Consider the following 17525-nt stretch of genomic DNA (forward strand, 5'->3'; position numbering starts at 1 on the left):
TAGAGTTCAGAGTTTAAAAATTCAGAGTTGAGTGGCGTCGTTTACGGTGTAATTCGTCTAAAAAGCAAGCCGCGGGTTTCAGGGATTGAGGGATTTTAGTCGCAGTTTTCAGTCACAGTTCACAGTTGCAGTTTTTAGGGATTGAATGGTTGAAGGATTGATGAGATTGCATGCCTGCTAACCAATGACTAATGCCTAATGACCAGTGACAAATCGCTCGAAGCAGGAAGTTCCATCTTCCTATGTTTAACCGTTTTTCAGTTTAACAATCTATCACTTGCTCGTGCCCCAAAAATTTCAAGTTTAATCAACTCCTTCAGTCCCTCAATCCCTCAGTTCTTTAGTCCCTCAGTCCTTTTATGCCAGCCTTCTTCCAAACGGTGTGAGTGCAAGTGAAGCCATTTTAAAGTGTTGGCGTGCCCATGGAATCCCAATGATGGTAATTCCGAGCAGCAATCCGAAAAGGATGTGTGTCAGCATGATCCAAAATCCGCCGATAAACAGCCACAGAATATTCATAATGGTGGAAAGACAGCCTGGAGCATAATCCATGTATTCAATTTTTTGTCCGAAGGGCCATAGCGCCAGTACACCCAGTTTGAACGATTGGATGCCAAACGGAATTCCAATTATGGTGACACACAGAGCGAGGCCTGCAAGCATGTATTCCAGGAAAATGGCGAAGCCTCCGAATATCAGCCAGATGATGTTGCCCAAGAATTTCATAATTATCGGTTAAATGGTTTTTCATTTTTTACCCGGACTTTTACTGTTTCCGGTTTTACTTTATTTCTGGTGATCCATTTGTTCCAGGCCAGTGTACCCAGCAAAATTATTGTCGCAATTGTCAGTATCATTTTCAATGGATTTAAAATTCATGCGGAAAATACTTAATAGATCATTACCAGCGCAAAAATAAAAGGTGAACGAGCCATTTTTACAGGTAAAAAGGAGAATTCAGGATACTTTCAAAAAAATACAGGAGGAGGGTGTTTTAGAATAGTTTGTATTTTTACCTCAAAGGTTCATACTTATGATTCAGCAAAAGGAAATTACATTACCCGCATTTAGAAGAGGTTACCACCTGATTACCCGACTTATCGAAGAAAAACTGCCGGAACTTCCCGAAACCGGTTTACTACATATTCTGGTAAAGCATACATCGGCAGGAATTACACTGAACGAAAATGCCGATCCAACCGTAAGAACCGATTTCGAGAACTTTATCAACAAAATGATTCCCGAAGACGACCCGGTGTACATTCATACTTACGAGGGAAGTGATGATATGCCTGCCCATTTAAAGTCGACATTGATTGGCGCTGAAGTTACGATTCCGATCACCCGGCACCGCCTAAACTTGGGAACCTGGCAGGGGATATATTTTTGCGAATTCCGCGATTACGGAGGCACTCGCCGCCTGGTTCTGACCATTTACAGCTAGAACGAGAGTCATCCTTTTTTTCGGTGTTGGAAATTTTGTTGGAAAGCCAATCGCTTGGTTTTGGATGGCGGGTTGTGAACTCGGAACGCATTTTTTTCGACAATTTATAGGTCTTGCTGCAACCAGGAAAGATTAGTTGATTCACTTCCAAAGTATTGCTTTTACTCGGTTTTTTACCCTCCGGAAACAAAATGAACCGGGCGAAAAGAAAAGTTGTTTTCCGGGTTTCATAATTTGATTCTTGTGATAAATTTGTAGTCCTATAACAGAGAGTAACAGTATTGATTATTAACACCGATTAATTTATATTTAATCTGAAATTTAGACAGGGGTTTCTTCACTGTTCTGAAGCGTATAACAAAGTAAATTTTATTCTATGAAGATTGATGTTACACAATATTCTCAGGACGAATTAGAGCAAGAGGGCGTTTTTAACTGGCCGGTTTGGGAGCGCGATGAAGAAAAATTCGACTGGTTTTATGATCAGAATGAACTGTGTTATATTCTGGAAGGAGAAGCAGTTATCACCACTGAATTTGAGTCGGTTACTATAAAGGCCGGCGATTTTGTAACTTTTCCAAAGGGTCTGGAATGTGTTTGGGACATTCAATCGGCCATCAAAAAGCATTATTCATTCGAATAATATTTGAGATTTTAAAAAATTTTACAAAGTTTGCATAGAATTATAATTTTCAAATGTCTATGCAACGATTATTTTGGACTTTGGTTGCTTGTGTGCTCTTTTTTAAAGGAGTAGCTCAGGAAGATGCAGCCGCCAGGGAGAAGAGAATGCAATGGTTTGAAGACGCTAAATTGGGCATCTTTATCCATTGGGGAATATATGCTGTAAACGGAATCGACGAAAGCTGGTCGTTTTTTAACGGGTATATTTCGCACGAAGATTATATGAATCAGCTCGCGGGATTCACAGCCAAGAACTACGACCCGGTAGCCTGGGCAAAATTGCTGGCCGAGAGTGGCGCGAAATACTCGGTAATAACCACAAAACACCACGATGGGGTGGCATTGTGGGACACACATTGCAACGATTTAAGCGTAGCAAAAAAATCTCCGGCACAAAAAGATCTGATTGCCCCTTTTGTAAGTGAACTTAGAAAAAATAAACTGAAAGTTGGATTGTACTATTCGTTACTCGACTGGTCGCATCCCGATTATCCGAATAAAACACGTGTTGAAAAACGCTACGAGAACGATTCTTTACGTTGGAACCGTTTTGTCGATTTTAATTTCTGTCAGCTGGAAGAATTATCTAAAAACTTTAAACCCGATTTGTACTGGTTTGACGGCGATTGGGAAGCTTCGGCCGAAAAATGGAAAGCCCGCGAATTAAGTGAGAAGCTGAGGGAATGGAACAAAGGCTTGATTCTAAATAGCCGGATTCAGGGTTACGGCGATTATGCCACACCTGAGCAGGGACTTCCGGTAACCCGGCCGCGCAGCCGTTACTGGGAGCTTTGCATGACCATGAACGACAGCTGGGGCTATCAGCACAACGACCATAACTACAAAACGCCCAACCAGGTGATTCGTATGTTGGTGGATGTGATCAACAAAGGCGGAAATCTTTTGCTGGATATTGGTCCCAAAGCCGACGGAAGTATTCCCGAGGAGCAAGTGAATATTTTGAAGGAACTCGGACGTTGGACTAGCAAGCACGCAGAAGCAATTTACGGAACGCGTGCCGGAATTCCCTGCGAGCATTTTTACGGCCCCACAGCTTTAAATAAAGGAGGGGACATTCTTTACCTGTATGTGCCACACAAGCCAAACGGTCCGCTGATTTTAAAAGGAATAAAAAACAAAATCAACCGGATTTGGGTGGTTGGCAACGGTACCAAACTGAACTGGGATGTGAAAATGAAGCAATACTGGAGCGCCGTTCCGGGAATTGTTTACATCGATGTTCCGGAGAAAGTACTCGATCAGCAGGTAACGGTCATTGCAGTTTTGCTCGACGGGAAAGTGGACCTTTACCGCGAGGAAGGACAGGTGATTGAGAGCAATTAGCCTGTTAATCAGGAAATAGTCAGGACATCTCCGTTTTTACTCACCGAATACTTTTTAAGATTGGCAGTCGCAGGTCCGTTTATAACTACACCTGCAGTGGTGTATTTTGAACCGTGGCAAGGACAAGGGACATTGCCGTCGGCATGACTGTATGTTACATCGCAACCTTGATGTGTGCAAATCTTCGATAAGGCGAGATAATTGTTTTCACCGGTTCTGAAAACCATAATGTTGCCTTTGTAGGCATAGCCACCAACGGTTCCCAAAGCTGCGTAAGCTGATGCAGTCAGATCGACGGTGATTGGCGACGATCCACCCGGGTCGTTGTTGTTACCCATGTCTTCGTCTTTCGAACAGGCGTTAAAAAGCATAGGAGAAGCCAGAAGGATACTACCCCCAACGGCAAAGTTTTTAAGAAAGTTTTTTCGTTCCATGATTATTTCTTTAGATTAGAATTAAAACACCTAAAGGTGTTTTAATGTTTTCATCTAATTCAAAAATCAATACTCACAAATTTTTTCTACTTCGTTGGTTGCCAGGTACCACAGGTAGCCGCTTACTCTTTTAAAGCCACTTTCTTTTAAGGTTTTGGCATAACGATTTACCTGCTTGTTGTATTTCGTAGGAATCTTTTCGCCGGTCTTGTAGTCAACCACAATCGCATTATCGCCCGAAAACATAATACGGTCGGGACGAAGCAATTTTTGCCCGGTTAGCAGATCGCGCTCATTCAGAATTTGAAGGCTGCCATCGAACCAGCTTTTCACTTCAGGAAGTTGCAGGTTTTCATCAATGGTTTTTTGAATTTCTACCATTTCTTCGTTGTCAATTCTTCCTTCGTTCAACGCTTTCAGGCAAGCCGCTTTCACATCTTTAACCGTTTCGATGCCCGAAAGGATTTCGTGTACCAGTTTCCCCAGATTTTTCTCGGAATGGTGCTTGTCACTCGACACTAAAAAGTCCTCTCCCGACAAGCGCAGGTTGATTCTGTCGCCCAGGTCAGAAAAATGGTAATTGGTGACGGTAATGCTTTTTGATTCCTCCTTTTTCCCTAAGCTCGGAGAAACGGATCCAAATTCGAAAATGCCTGCTTCTTCATCAAAACAAGCGCTGAACATTGGATTGGAAGCTGTTTGCTGAACGGCCAGAAATAGCAACAAGTCCACATCAGAACCCGAATATTCGCCTTTTTGATTAAGCTTTGGCTGGGGACAATTAATCAGCAACGCCGATTTTGCCCGGGTAACTGCCACGTAAATCAGGTTGAGCGAGTCGATATAGCTGCTTACTTTTTCTTCGAAATGCGCCGGAGCAAATTCCGAAGCTTCCATTTCCTTTCCGCTTTTGATGGGCAACAGCGGGAATTTATTAAACGGTTCGCTGGTTGGCTGGCACCAGATAATATCGCCGCTACGGCTGGTTTCCCACTTAAAATAGGGGAGAAGCACAGCCTTAAATTCCAAACCCTTTGAACTGTGGATGGTCAGTAAACGAATGGAACCTGTTCCTTCATTTACGCTTACCGACGTAGTTGAGCCCTTTTCGTTCCACCAAAAGAGCAGGTTCGACAAATCGTTGGAGAGCGATGTCTTAAGTTCGCCGGCTTTGTCAATCAGGGTTTGAATGTAGGGAAGCTCGTTTTGAAGTTTTAATAAGCCAAACAAGGAAGCAATTCGGGTAACCGTCTCATCGAGCGATGAAAGCAGTACCTTCTGTTTTACCTGCTCCAGTTTTTCGCCCAGTTCACTTTCAAAAAGTGCATCGTAATCATTTCCAAGCTGCCATTTTTCGGTTGGTTCGGGAAACAATGTATTTTCGAAACCTTTTTGCGTAGGTTTTAGCCAACTCATCCACAGGTGCAGCAGCGTAGCTTTGTTGATTTCGCTCAGCGGATCTACCAGCCATTCAATGGTGTGAATGATAAACAGTACCGCTTTGGAGGCAAAAAGGAACAGCGAGTCATTCGAAAGGACGGTCAGGTTGTAAGCCTTGTTCTCTTCCTGTTGAGCTGCTTCCAAAAAGGCTTCCACAATGCGGGTGCCTTCTCCGTTTTTCCTTACAAGTATGGCAATTTCTTCAGGTTTTATTCCCTTATCCTGCAACATTTTTACCTGCTCAACCAGCGTGTTGGTGGCCGTTTCATAAAAATCGTCGCCCGGCAAAAAGTTCAGTTGAACATAGCCTTTGGGGTCAGCTTCCTTTTTCCCCGGTTTTTGCTGAAATGAAGCATAAATATTTCTGAATTTATTCAGGTACTGTTCATTGTCGGGAATGGCCGAGAAAAGTCTCGATTCAAAAACATCGATCAGGCGGGCAATGATTTCGTTGTTAAAATCGATGATGTTTTTATCGCTTCGCCAGTTGAAATCGAGGTGTTCTTCTTTTTTCTGTGCTTCCGTAAAATCGTGATCCAGCTCTTCTGCCAGAATGTTCCAGTCGCTGTTTCTCCACCGGTAGATCGACTGTTTAACATCGCCCACCACCAGGTTCGCGTGACCCTCAGAAAGCGAGTTGACTACCAGTGGTTTAAAATTTCGCCATTGCAAACCCGAAGTGTCCTGAAATTCATCGAGCATAAAATGATGATAGAAATTCCCGATTTTCTCGTAAACAAAAGGCGAATCGCTTTCCCCGATAATTTTACTGAGCAGGAGGTTGGAATCCGACAATTGGAGCATTTCCTTTTCACGCAGCAAGGCTTCAATTTCTTTTCGCAGGTCGGTTAAAATGCCCAGTGTGCGAATCTGTTTTAATACTGCGATGGTTGTATTGTAACGGGTAAAATGTGTAGTGAAATAGTGGATCAGATCAGCCAGGCCGGGTTGAAGATTTTGCTGAACCAAAGCTCCCAGTTCGGCCGCTTGTTTGTGGCTTTTGGCAAACCATTTCTCCACGTCTTCCGAAGCCGAAATGGCTCGCCCGGTTGGTTCTTTGATTGCTCCACCGGCCACCGCTGCAATATAACCAGCCACCCCGGTTTTTTTATATGAAAAATCGTCTACACTGAAACCGTGATTTTCGATGGACTGCAAAAGTGAGTACGCTTTTTTCTTTAGCGTATTTTCAAAACCACTTTTTAATTGTTGCAGCTCTTTCCCAAATTCGTTAAGCGTTTGTCGGTTGTAAACCGATTCTCCGTCTTCGGGAAAGAAAACCTGGAAACGTTCCTTGAAAAGTTCTTTGCCAAGGTCTTTGATGTCTTTATCTATCCGCTGACTGTAGTTCCCTTCAATTTTTTCGCGGCTGTATTCCTGCAGCCATTTCAGCAAATCGCGGTCCTCGCCCAAACGGGCCAGCATCCGTTCAGTAGCCTCTTCCAGAATAATATCGGTATCCAGTTCCAGCGAGAAATTTGGCGAAATCCCCAGTTCGCGGTTAAACGATTTTATTACTTTCTGGGTGAAGGAGTCGATCGTATTGATCGTAAACCGGTTATAATCGTGCAGAATATTTTTGAGTACCTGCCGGGCCCGCTGGCGGATAAATTGCTCGGAATAATCGCCTTCTTTCTGAAGTATTGCAATATAGTCGGACGGTTGATTATCGGCCAGTTTGTGGAGCTGTTCCAGAATCCGGCTCTTCATTTCGTTGGTGGCTTTGTTGGTAAACGTCACCGCCAGAATATGTTTGTAGTTGTAGGGATTGCCCAATATCAGTTTCAGGTATTCAACTACCAGCTGAAAGGTTTTTCCTGATCCTGCAGAAGCTTTGTAAACAGTGAGCATGAAAGAGTTTCGAGTTTAAAAATTCAGGTTTAAAGATAATGAAAACTTGGAGTTCAGTGTTCAGTGTTCAAAGTCTGTAAATTACCAGGACATTTGTCACTGGTCATTGGTTGGAATGAATTCAATCTTTTCGATCTAATTCAATCTCATCAATCCTTCAGTCCCTCAAAACCCCGGAGGTCCCTGTTGACGGCCGACACTCACGCTGGTTTCGATCTTAAAGTTTTTCGAAACTTTATACTGCATAAACATGGTAGAGCCATAGGTGTCGAAATAAGTTTTGTTGGCATTGGGAAGCGGCGCCGAAAAAACGGAATTGGCACCGTAGCTAAATCCCCCGATGGTGAATTTGTCGCTGAGTTGAGTTGCCGAACCACTTAATACCTGTCCGTTTACCCAAAAGGGTGAAGTAAAATTAAAGGATATTTCCGGGATCAATTGTATACTTGGAAATGCCGTGATTGAAGGATTTATTGCGTATCGCTTTATAAATTCCTGTTCGATATTTAATCCGGGAAGTTCCAGATGGTTCATAAACAGATCGCTTCCCGGTAATCCGGTAGTCAGCCTGAAATATTCGATTTTGCGTTCCAGTTCCAATTCAGTCGAATCCTGCTTTGGCATCAAAAGTTGCGGACCTTCCTGCGCAAAGGCACCGAAACCGATAAAAAGCAATATGACCAACAGAAGGTTCTTCATTCGATTTGATAATGGGCACGAAGTTACTTCTTTTTTGCGACAGCCCTAAAACGGCAACCGTTAAAAAGTGCAAAGCAAAGCTTCTGCTTCACTTAATGGGGAATAGTCTGCGTCTGTTTGTTTTAGGAAAGCTTTTCGTAGCGCGCTTTAATCTCACCGATCAAACCTTCGGAGATAGGATAAAGCGGCAGTCGCAATACATTTTCAATGGTTCCCTGGAGATTCATCAAGGCTTTCACGCCTCCCGGATTTCCTTCTTTAAACATCAGCTGGAACATTTCAATCAGTTCAAAATGAATTTTCCGGGCTTCGGCATAATTGTTTTCCATTGCCAGGTGCATCAGTTTGCTCACTTTCCCAGGCAAAGCGTTGGCAATAACCGAGATCACTCCTTTACCCCCGATGGAAGAAATAGTGATCGCCAGAAGATCGTCGCCCGAGATCAGCGTGAAATTATCCGGAGTATATTTTAGGATCTTAGTCATTTGAGAATGTTCGCCGGACGCTTCTTTTATGGCAACCACATTGTCAGCAGCTGCTACAATTCGGCCAACGGTCTCTGCTTCAAGATTGATTCCTGTACGTGATGGGACATTGTATAAAATCACCGGTACCGGACTGGCTTTGGCCACTTCCACATAATGGCGGTACATGCCTTCCTGCGAGGGTTTATTGTAATACGGGGTAACCACAAGAATCCCCGAAATCCCATCAAAATTAAAATTATCTATTTGGTTGATAATGGCGCGGGTGTCGTTGCCACCCATTCCCACAACCACGGGCAAACCGGCCGACTTTTCTTTAACCAGCTCAACCACATTCGATTTCTCGTCCTGTGTTAGCGTGGCGGTTTCGGCGGTTGTACCCAACGCAACAAGGTAGTCCATTCCTCCCTTCACCTGATTTTCAACCACTTTTTCAAGCGATTTGTAATCCACATGACTTTCCTTTGTAAACGGGGTAATTAATGCAACACCTGCACCTGTAAAAAGCTGACTCATTTGCTCGTATTTTTATTTAGCTGCGCAAGATAAAAAATTTGTTGTTTGGCAAGGAACATCGAATCCTGATTTTCCCCAATGTTAATGTTTAAGTCGAAGTAATTGTTTTCATTGGGCGACCAACCTACTTTTAAATCGGCATGAGCGATGGCTGTGATATAATCGAGCACAAAATTTTGTTCCAGCGCAATATTCAGCAGCACATCAAAATGCATCTGAAGAAAATCCTGCGTTTTTTCAGGCTTGGGAATGCCCCACCAGTTCAGATCGTTTACGGTCAGGGTATTGTTGGCTTCGTTGGGGTTGCTCAGTTTATCAAATACACAGTAGGTACGAAAAATAATGTGGTTTTTGTTGAAATAGTTTTTCAGGTAATTCACTGCCTCTTTTTGCGAAGGCTGCCAGATAACGCCTACTTTCTTAACATCGTCGATGTTGTGAACCACCGGTTCACGTTGTATTTTTGCAAGCTCTTGCCTGAGTTTTCGTTCGCGGTATTTTTGTTTGAATCCCATCGGTGCTTGTTATTGGTTTCTATTCTTTTTTTTCGACGGTTTACAGTCTTTACAAAATTCGTTTAATTTTTCCAGTTCCTGGAGCACCCATTCGTTCCAGCGCTTTATTTCGTCCATACTGGCCCCATGAAAAGTCTCACTTTCCACTTTTCCGAGTAACACGGAATGCTCCGCTGCCACTTCCTGGTACAGAAGACCCGGGCCTTTGGTGAGGAGTTTTCCTCTTTCATCATAGAATTTTTTTCTAAGATTGCGGGCCTGCAACTCGTAAACATTAAAAATTAGTTGCTGGTAAGCCAGCAAACGGTTAGTGGTTGCCGCATCGGCACGGTCGATGTACGACGCATTTTTCTGAAAGTTGGCATGCACATACTGATTCAGGTTTCGGGTGGAAATCAGGCTTAATCCTCCAAATTCGTAAGAAACAGAGAAACTTCCTGAAACCGTTTGCATTTGCCCGTTGTTGGGAGCCGGTGCTTCAAAATCTTTTACCGTAAGCGGATGATCTTCGGACCATTCCAGCATATTTTGAGCCCAAACAACTGTCGCGGTGAACGCAAAAAGAACAAGGAATAAAAGTTTTTTTATCATGGCTGTTTTCAAACTTAGAGTTGAGAAAAGCAAATGTAGTTACATTTTTGAAAATGGCTGAATACGAGAATGCATAAATACGGTAATGCTTAACTGCTTTAATATTCGCTGCCAGCGGTTTTTTTCGCGAATCGAAACTCCTTCATTTTTCAATCCACCAGACCTTGCGTTTCTGAAAACTGAGACTGTTAAACGTCATTCAATCTACCATTGCTCTCAGGTTTCTTCTTTAAAAAACCTTATTCTTCGCCTCAGCCTTTGCCTACTGTTGTTCCAGCATTTCCAGGAAATCGTCTTCGCTGATCATTGGGATGCCCAGTTTATTTACTTTCTCCAATTTACTTGGGCCGATGTTTTCGCCCGCAAGAAGATAGCTCGTATTTTTTGAAATGGAACCAACGTTTTTACCACCGTTCATTTCGATCATTTTTTTCAATTCGTCACGCGAATGTTTTTCGAAAGTGCCTGAAATGACGATGTTCAATCCTGCCAGTTTTTCTGTTCTTCCGGCCAGCTGTTCTTCGCTGATGGCAAACTGCAAACCTTTTTCTTTTAGTTTTTGAATGATTTCCTGGTGTTCCGGTTTTGAAAACCAGTCCACCACGCTTTCCGCAATTCTGCTGCCTATTTCATCAATCTCAGTCAATTGCTCCAGTGTCTGGCTTTGGATGTTTTCGATGGTATGAAGTTTTTTGACCAGCGTTTTAGCCACTGTTTCCCCCACAAAGCGAATTCCCAGGGCAAACAACACCCGCTCGAAAGGAACTTTTTTCGAAGCTTCGAGCCCGTCGAGGATACGTTGCGCCGATTTCTCTGCCATGCGATCGAGGTTTTCGAGCTGTTCTTTTTTCAAATCATAGAAATCGGTAATGTTATGAGCGAGGCCTTGTGAATAAAGCAGTTCAACGGTTTCTTCCCCAATTCCGTCAATGTCCATCGCTTTTCGGCTGACAAAGTGCTCCATTTTTCCTTTGATCTGAGGCGGGCAACCATCTTCGTTGGGGCAGTAGTGCGCCGCTTCTCCCTCTTTGCGAATCAGCCGTGTGCCACATTCCGGGCAGCTTTCAATAAATGTAACCGGCTGAAACATCGGGTGACGCTTAGTGGCATCCACTGCGGTTATTTTAGGAATGATCTCGCCGCCTTTTTCCACAAAAACGGTGTCGCCCAAATGCAGATCAAGATTAAGGATGATGTCGGCATTGTGCAACGAGGCTCTTTTTACAATGGTTCCGGCAACGGGAACAGGTTCAAGATTGGCCACCGGCGTCACAGCTCCGGTTCTTCCCACCTGGTACGAAACCGATTTCAGAATAGTGGAAACGCTTTCCGCTTTAAATTTGTAGGCAATGGCCCAGCGCGGCGATTTGGCGGTAAATCCAAGATTATCCTGCAATCGTTTTGAATTGACTTTAATTACCACACCGTCGGTCGCAACAGGAAGATTAAAACGTTCGGTATCCCATTTCCGGAGAAAATCGAAAACATCCTCCAGACCTGGGCACAGTTGCATGTGTTCCGATATTTTAAAGCCCCATTCCTTTGCTTTTTGCAGGTTTTGGTAGTGGCCGTCTTCGGGCAGGTTTTCACCCAGCAAGTAATACAAATAAGCATCCAGTTTACGGGAAGCCACCACCGAGGAGTTTTTCATCTTCAAAGTCCCGGCTGCTGTATTTCTGGGATTTGCCAAAAGCGCTTCGCCACGTTCCTCCAATTCGGCATTGAGTTGATTGAATACCTCGAAAGGCATCAGTATCTCGCCCCGCATTTCAAAACTATCGGGATAATCATTTCCGCGCAATTTTAGCGGAATCGATTTAATGGTGCGCACATTGGCGGTGACATCGTCGCCTTTTACGCCGTCGCCGCGTGTTACCGCCCGCACAAGTTCACCGTTTTCATAGGTCAGGCTAATCGACGAGCCGTCGTATTTCAATTCACAAACGTATTCACATTCGGTACCAATCAACTTTTTAACACGGGTGTCAAAATCCCTGATTTCTTCTTCCGAATAAGCATTCGAAAGCGACAGCATCATGTACTTGTGTTCCACCTGCTCGAAGTCGCTGCTTAAGTCGCTTCCCACTCTTTTGGTGGGCGAATTCGGATCATTAACACCGTATTCTTTCTCCAGACGTTCCAGCTCTTTCAGCTTCATATCAAATTCATAATCGCTGATCGAAGGTTGAGCCAAAACATAGTAATTGTAATTGTGCTCTTCAAGTTCTGTCTGAAGTTCTTTTATTGTTTTTAATGCCTGTTGCTGATCCATTTTTTGTGTTGATTATGATAATGCCGGCCGATTTTTCCGATCAAGGCTAAAAATAGAGAAAGATTTTGTTTCTGATTAAACAAATAAGTGCCGAAATATCTTTTACTTTTAAACAACTAAAAAGTGAAGCTATGGCATTTACGCTTGAAACAGGAACAAAAGCAATTGATTTTAAATTACCTGCAACCGACGGGCAGACCTATTCGCTCGACAGTTTCAGCGATTCGAAATACCTCGTGGTGTTTTTTACCTGTAACCATTGTCCGTATGTAATCAACAGCGACGAAGTAACCCGTGCGACTGCGGAAAAGTATGCCGAAAAAGGCGTTGTCTTCGTTGGGATCAATTCGAACAGTAAAAACACCTATGCTGAAGACGATTTTGATCACATGGTGAAACGAATAGAGGAACACAATTTCCCGTGGAAATATTTGTACGACGAAACGCAGGAAGTTGCTTTGGCGTATGGAGCATTACGCACGCCTCATTTTTATGTATTTGATGAAAACCGGAAACTGGTTTATACCGGCCGGGGAGTAGACAGTCCGCGAGATATTTCAAAAATGACCGTAAACGATTTGGATCGGGCTTTGGAAGAATTGACATCGGGCAAGCCCATTTCTGTTCCGCTTACGAATCCCATTGGATGCAATGTAAAATGGGACGGCAAAGACAAACACTGGATGCCGGCCGATGCCTGTGATCTTGTTTGGTAAGTTCGCTCCATAAAACAATCATGATTCTCAGGAATCACCAACAGATATGAAAGTAATGACTTTTACTCTCCCTCGCTCCCTCTCTTGGATAGAGAGGGAAGATTGTGTCGCAGGCACAATCAGGGTGAGTCAGACAATATTGAAACTTCTTTTGCTATTGATTTTCGATAGACTTTCAGAAAAAAAATAAAACCAAATAAAAACCGACTTTTAACGATGTATCTGATTAAACCGATTTACCTATTCGCAGGTCTTCTCCTGTTGATGAGTTGCTCGACCAGTAAAAAACAGGAAAAGAAAAATCCCAACATCATTTTTATTCTTGCTGATGATTTGGGCTATGGCGATGTTTCGTGTTTCAATCCGAATTCAAAGATTCATACGCCAAACATTGATGATCTCGCAACTGACGGTGTGATGTTTACCGACGCGCACACCAGTTCTGCCGTATGCACTCCGACCCGTTACAGTGTGTTGACCGGTCGTTACAATTGGCGTTCAACCTTAAAAAGCGGGGTTTTGAGTGGTTACAGTAAAGCCCTGATCGATCGCGAGCGGCTGACACTTCCGGCCTTTTTAAAAGAAAACGGCTACCATACGGCGTGCTTTGGTAAGTGGCACCTGGGTTGGGACTGGAAAATCATTGAAAATGACTCTTTAAGCAAAGATGATCTGAATGCCCTTCCCAATGTTGATTACGCAAGCCCGGTTGAAAATGGCCCCAAAACACGTGGTTTCGACGAGAGCTATGTTTTTTGCGGTTCGCTGGACATGGCACCCTATGTTTGGGTGGAAAACGATGTTCCTACCATGGTTCCCACTAAATACACTGTAAACACCGGTAAACAAACCTGGTGGAGAAACGGTCCCACCTCCGATGATTTTCAGCACGAAAATGTTTTGCCCAAAGTGGCGGAGAAAACAGTGGAATATATTCGGAAGCATGCAAAAGACCAACATCCGTTTTTTGTGTATATGCCGCTGCCTGCGCCGCATACCCCAATTCTACCAACCGAGAAGTTTAAAGGGAAAAGTGGTTTGGACAATGCCTACGGCGATTTTGTAATGATGGTGGACGACGTTGTTGGCCAGGTAATGAAGGCTCTGGACAAAGCAGGAGTTGCAGAGAATACATTGTTGATTTTTACCAGCGATAACGGATGTTCGCCTCAGGCCGACTTTGAACAACTGGCGACCAAAGGGCATCATCCGAGCTACGTTTTCCGGGGGGCGAAAGCTGATATTTACGAAGGAGGCCACCGGGTTCCGTTTGTGGTGCGCTGGCCCGCAAATGTCGCAAGCGGCGTTTCAAAGCAGTTGGTTTGCACTACCGACCTGTTTGCCACCTTTGCCGAAGTAATCGGGGTTGCTTATCCGGATAATGCTGCCGAAGACAGCTACAGTTTTTCCGCTGCGCTCGGGCTGGAATCTCAGGCTCCGGAACGGACAAGCATGGTACATCATTCGATCAACGGTTCTTTCGCCTTCAGAAAAGGTAAATACAAGGCAATCTTCTGCCCGGGATCGGGTGGTTGGAGCACTCCACGACCAGGATCGCAGGAAGTAAAGAATTTGCCGCCGGTTCAGCTTTATGATTTGGAAACCGATATATCGGAACAGAAGAACCTCGAAAGCGAATTTCCTGAAATTATTGAAGAATATCGTTCTGAGCTGACTGCCATTGTAAAGAATGGAAGAAGTACGGTGGGCGTTCTTCAAAAAAACGATGGCCCTGAAACATGGCCGCAGTTAAAGTGGATGAAGGAATCTGCCGAACTTACTGAGTAACATTTAATAAAATTGAAACCTTTTCTTGCATCCATATTGATTTTTTCTATGCTGAGTTTTCAACTGTCGGAACTCATGGTCGTGGTTGGATTTAAACTGAGACAGGATTACATCGCCAAAAATCTTTGTGTAGAGAAAGATGTGGAAGGATCAACGTGTAAAGGATGTTGTCAGCTAAAGAAAAGGCTGAATGAGCAGCAGGAACAGAAAGAAGAATTACCGCCTGTTCAAACGGAAAAGGAGAATATCTTTATAGTTCGGCAAACGCTGGAATGTACGCTTTCCTATTACCCTTCCAAACATGAGTTAACAGAATCGATCAGAACTGATTATAGTTTCTTACTAGCCGTTAAAATTTTTCATCCTCCCAAAGTTTTAGGTTTTCTTACATAGTTCTTCAATGTTATCGAAAACTTTAAAATCATTTGGGAATGAAGATAAAATCTTTGCTTTCCGGAACGCGCATGTTCTTTTGTGTGGTGGTCTTTCTGGCTATTGGGAATGATGCGTATTCACAGGGAAAGAGTATTAAATTAATGGATAAACAGGATGGGACACCGATCCCTGATGTTCATTATACTTACAATGGGCAATCCGGAATATCGGATGAACAGGGTGTGATCCTCCTTCATTTGAAACTAGGCGAAACGCTGTATCTGTCGCATGTGCAGTATGGTAAACAAAGCATTGCGTCGTCAGATGTAATAAGTGCGGGCAACAGCGGAATATTAAAAATTCAGGAGGCAGAAAATTATCTGTTGCCGGTTACACTGGTATTGGTTCGGCCCGAAACGGGTGGTGCCGGAACGCTGGAGTTTTCAGCACAAAGTAAACTGGCTCACGATGCGGGGGCCTTGCTCGAATCGGTATCGTCAATATCAAGCATTCGTAAAAGCGGCACCTACGGTTTCGAACCGGTATTGCGGGGCTTTAAGTACGATCAGATCAATCTGGTGCTGGATGGAGTTCAAACGGCTTCAGCTGCCTGTCCCAATCGCATGGATCCGGGAGCGAGCCAGGTGCCGATTAATATGATTACACAAGCCGAAATACTTAAAGGTCCGTATAGCTTGCGGTATGGAAACGTTTTTGGAGGTACAATAAATTTCAAAAGCAGCGAACCTGAATTTAGGGAAAAAGCGACACCGGTTGGCCGTTTGGGGACAAGCTACGAAACCAACGGTACGATTTTACGAACCGAAGGTGTGGCAGGAGTAAGCGGGAAAAAGGCTGACTTTCGGGTGTTTGGTGCCTATTCGGTGGGCGATGATTATACCGATGGTGAGGGTGTAGATATCGCTGCCCGTTTTAACCGCCTGAATTGGGGAGGAAAGCTTGGTTTGAAAATCAGTGAGGCGCAAACACTGGGGGTGATGGTTTCCAATAATTTTGCGAAAGATGTTGATTTTCCGGCCTTACCCATGGATTTGCGAAAAGACAATACCTGGCTGATCAACGCCAGTCATTCAGCAACGTTTTATGAGCATTCGTTGTCAACATGGAAAACCAGTTTGTACGGAACATTTGTCAATCATGAAATGGATAATCTGGATAAAGTGCTCGATCCGAGGATGATGGATGCCTACACCGATGCTTCCACCCAAAATTATGGAGGGCGTACCGAGTTGCGTTTTAATTTTGACAGAAGTCATGTGTTTGCCGGGTTGGATTATCGTTCTGAATCGGCCGAGGGGCACCGGACACGCGAAATGTTGATGGGGCCGATGGCCGGGAAAGTTTTCATCGACAATGTGTGGCAGGATGCAGAAGTGCACAGATCCGGATTGTTTGGCGAATGGCACGTTCACAGGACCGGTTATCAGCTGGTGTTTTCTGGAAGGCTCGACATGAACAATTCGACAGTAAACGATCCTGATGCGCGTTTTTCATCCATCTACAATGACCTGGAATCGAATACCGTTCATCCTTCGCTGAGTGTGGGGGGAACCCGCTTTTTCAACGAAAAAATTTCGCTGGGTTTGTGGCTGGGCCGTGCATCACGAAGTGCGGGAATTGCCGAAAGGTATATCAATCAGTTTCCGGTAGGCCTCGACCCGTATGAGATGTTGGGTAATCCGAACCTCGATCCCGAAATTAATAACCAGGTGGATTTGATTCTGGCTTTCCAGGAGGGTAGCATGCGCTTAGATATCAACGTGTTTGCTTCGGCGCTTCGCGATTATATTTCGTCGGAGATCAGGCCCGATCTGCAACCTGCCATGTCGAGTGCCCCGGGAGTACGCCAGTTTGTAAACATCGACAAAGCGCTGATGACAGGTTTTGAAGGAAGTTGGAAACAACAATTTTCGGACAACCTGAGCCATGATTTGAGCGTGGCTTTCACTTACGGCCAAAACAAAGATGCAGACGAAGCGCTGCCCGAAATACCACCGCTGGATGTGCGTTATCGTTTGACAGGTAGCTTTGCGGACAACAAAATCCGGCCTGAAATTCTGTTGCGGCATTCATTTAAACAAGACCGGGTGGCAACATCATATGGTGAAACCAAAACTCCCGAATTTACTGTAGTTGATGCAAAAATTGCCTGGCAAATCAGCGCTCCACTGAGTCTTTCGGGCGGCGTGTTAAATTTGTTGGATACGGCTTACTACGAGCATTTGGCCCGCTCGGTGCGGAGTGCGGAAGCACGACCCATTTATTCGCCCGGAAGAAGTTTTTATATTACACTGTCATTGAATTTTTTATGATACCGTTGAACCGTTCTGCATGCAGAACGGTTCTTTTT

16 protein-coding genes are annotated in these 17525 nt (G+C 44.2%); 7 read left to right on the top strand and 9 right to left on the bottom strand.

Features of this window, described 5'->3' with window-relative positions:
* Positions 1-357: 357 nt before the first annotated feature.
* Entirely contained in the window at positions 358-726 is a 369-nt protein-coding gene (locus tag MR764_RS04350) for a YccF domain-containing protein (protein WP_247978173.1), read from the bottom strand.
* A gap of 2 nt (positions 727-728) precedes the next feature.
* Positions 729-857: a hypothetical protein gene (locus tag MR764_RS20220; RefSeq protein WP_282189125.1), complete on the bottom strand. Its 129-nt coding sequence runs from the start codon at positions 855-857 to the stop codon at positions 729-731.
* Between the two features lie 176 nt (positions 858-1033).
* Between MR764_RS20220 and MR764_RS04355 the strand changes: the two genes are divergently transcribed.
* The 3 genes from MR764_RS04355 (at position 1034) to MR764_RS04365 (ending at position 3472) form a co-directional block, all read left to right on the top strand.
* Positions 1034-1444, top strand: a complete 411-nt coding sequence (locus MR764_RS04355) for a secondary thiamine-phosphate synthase enzyme YjbQ (protein ID WP_247978174.1) — start codon at positions 1034-1036, stop codon at positions 1442-1444.
* Positions 1445-1820: 376 nt separating this feature from the next.
* Positions 1821-2087: a cupin domain-containing protein gene (locus tag MR764_RS04360; RefSeq protein WP_247978175.1), complete on the top strand. Its 267-nt coding sequence runs from the start codon at positions 1821-1823 to the stop codon at positions 2085-2087.
* Between the two features lie 59 nt (positions 2088-2146).
* Positions 2147-3472, top strand: a complete 1326-nt coding sequence (locus tag MR764_RS04365; protein WP_247978176.1) for an alpha-L-fucosidase — start codon at positions 2147-2149, stop codon at positions 3470-3472.
* An 8-nt stretch (positions 3473-3480) separates the two neighbouring features.
* On the opposite strand, the gene MR764_RS04370 is transcribed toward MR764_RS04365, so the two are convergent.
* The 7 genes from MR764_RS04370 to ligA all read right to left on the bottom strand — a co-directional run bounded on the left by MR764_RS04370 (position 3481) and on the right by ligA (position 12275).
* Entirely contained in the window at positions 3481-3906 is a 426-nt protein-coding gene (locus MR764_RS04370) for a Rieske (2Fe-2S) protein (protein WP_247978177.1), read from the bottom strand.
* Positions 3907-3972: 66 nt separating this feature from the next.
* Positions 3973-7197: a UvrD-helicase domain-containing protein gene (locus MR764_RS04375; protein WP_247978178.1), complete on the bottom strand. Its 3225-nt coding sequence runs from the start codon at positions 7195-7197 to the stop codon at positions 3973-3975.
* A gap of 165 nt (positions 7198-7362) precedes the next feature.
* Complete coding sequence (locus MR764_RS04380; protein ID WP_247978179.1) at positions 7363-7896, bottom strand: hypothetical protein; 534 nt, start codon at positions 7894-7896, stop codon at positions 7363-7365.
* Positions 7897-8018: 122 nt separating this feature from the next.
* Positions 8019-8897 (bottom strand): 4-hydroxy-tetrahydrodipicolinate synthase, encoded by an 879-nt coding sequence (dapA, locus tag MR764_RS04385; protein WP_247978180.1) that lies wholly within the window; start codon positions 8895-8897, stop codon positions 8019-8021.
* Positions 8894-9412: a hypothetical protein gene (locus MR764_RS04390; RefSeq protein WP_247978181.1), complete on the bottom strand. Its 519-nt coding sequence runs from the start codon at positions 9410-9412 to the stop codon at positions 8894-8896. The genes dapA and MR764_RS04390 overlap by 4 nt, the downstream gene beginning before the upstream one ends.
* A 9-nt stretch (positions 9413-9421) precedes the next feature.
* Positions 9422-10003 carry a hypothetical protein gene (locus tag MR764_RS04395; protein ID WP_247978182.1) on the bottom strand — a complete coding sequence of 194 codons (582 nt, stop codon included), beginning with the start codon at positions 10001-10003 and terminating at the stop codon, positions 9422-9424.
* A 262-nt stretch (positions 10004-10265) separates the two neighbouring features.
* Entirely contained in the window at positions 10266-12275 is a 2010-nt protein-coding gene (gene ligA / locus MR764_RS04400; RefSeq protein ID WP_247978183.1) for an NAD-dependent DNA ligase LigA, read from the bottom strand.
* A 131-nt stretch (positions 12276-12406) separates the two neighbouring features.
* Here ligA and MR764_RS04405 point away from each other — a divergent pair, with 131 nt between their 5' ends.
* From MR764_RS04405 to MR764_RS04420, 4 genes are all read left to right on the top strand, one after another.
* Entirely contained in the window at positions 12407-12991 is a 585-nt protein-coding gene (locus MR764_RS04405) for a thioredoxin family protein (RefSeq protein ID WP_247978184.1), read from the top strand.
* 216 nt (positions 12992-13207) lie between these two features.
* A complete protein-coding gene (locus tag MR764_RS04410) occupies positions 13208-14779 on the top strand; it encodes an arylsulfatase (RefSeq protein ID WP_247978185.1) in 1572 nt (523 codons plus the stop codon).
* Between the two features lie 48 nt (positions 14780-14827).
* Positions 14828-15172: a hypothetical protein gene (locus MR764_RS04415; protein WP_247978186.1), complete on the top strand. Its 345-nt coding sequence runs from the start codon at positions 14828-14830 to the stop codon at positions 15170-15172.
* Between the two features lie 38 nt (positions 15173-15210).
* The gene (locus MR764_RS04420) at positions 15211-17487 is read left to right on the top strand and encodes a TonB-dependent receptor (RefSeq protein WP_247978187.1); all 2277 of its coding nucleotides are present in this window, start codon (positions 15211-15213) and stop codon (positions 17485-17487) included.
* The last annotated feature ends 38 nt before the right edge of the window (positions 17488-17525 follow it).

Origin of the sequence: Maribellus sp. YY47 (assembly GCF_023111095.1) — a bacterium.
Classification (GTDB): Bacteria; Bacteroidota; Bacteroidia; order Bacteroidales; family Prolixibacteraceae; genus Draconibacterium.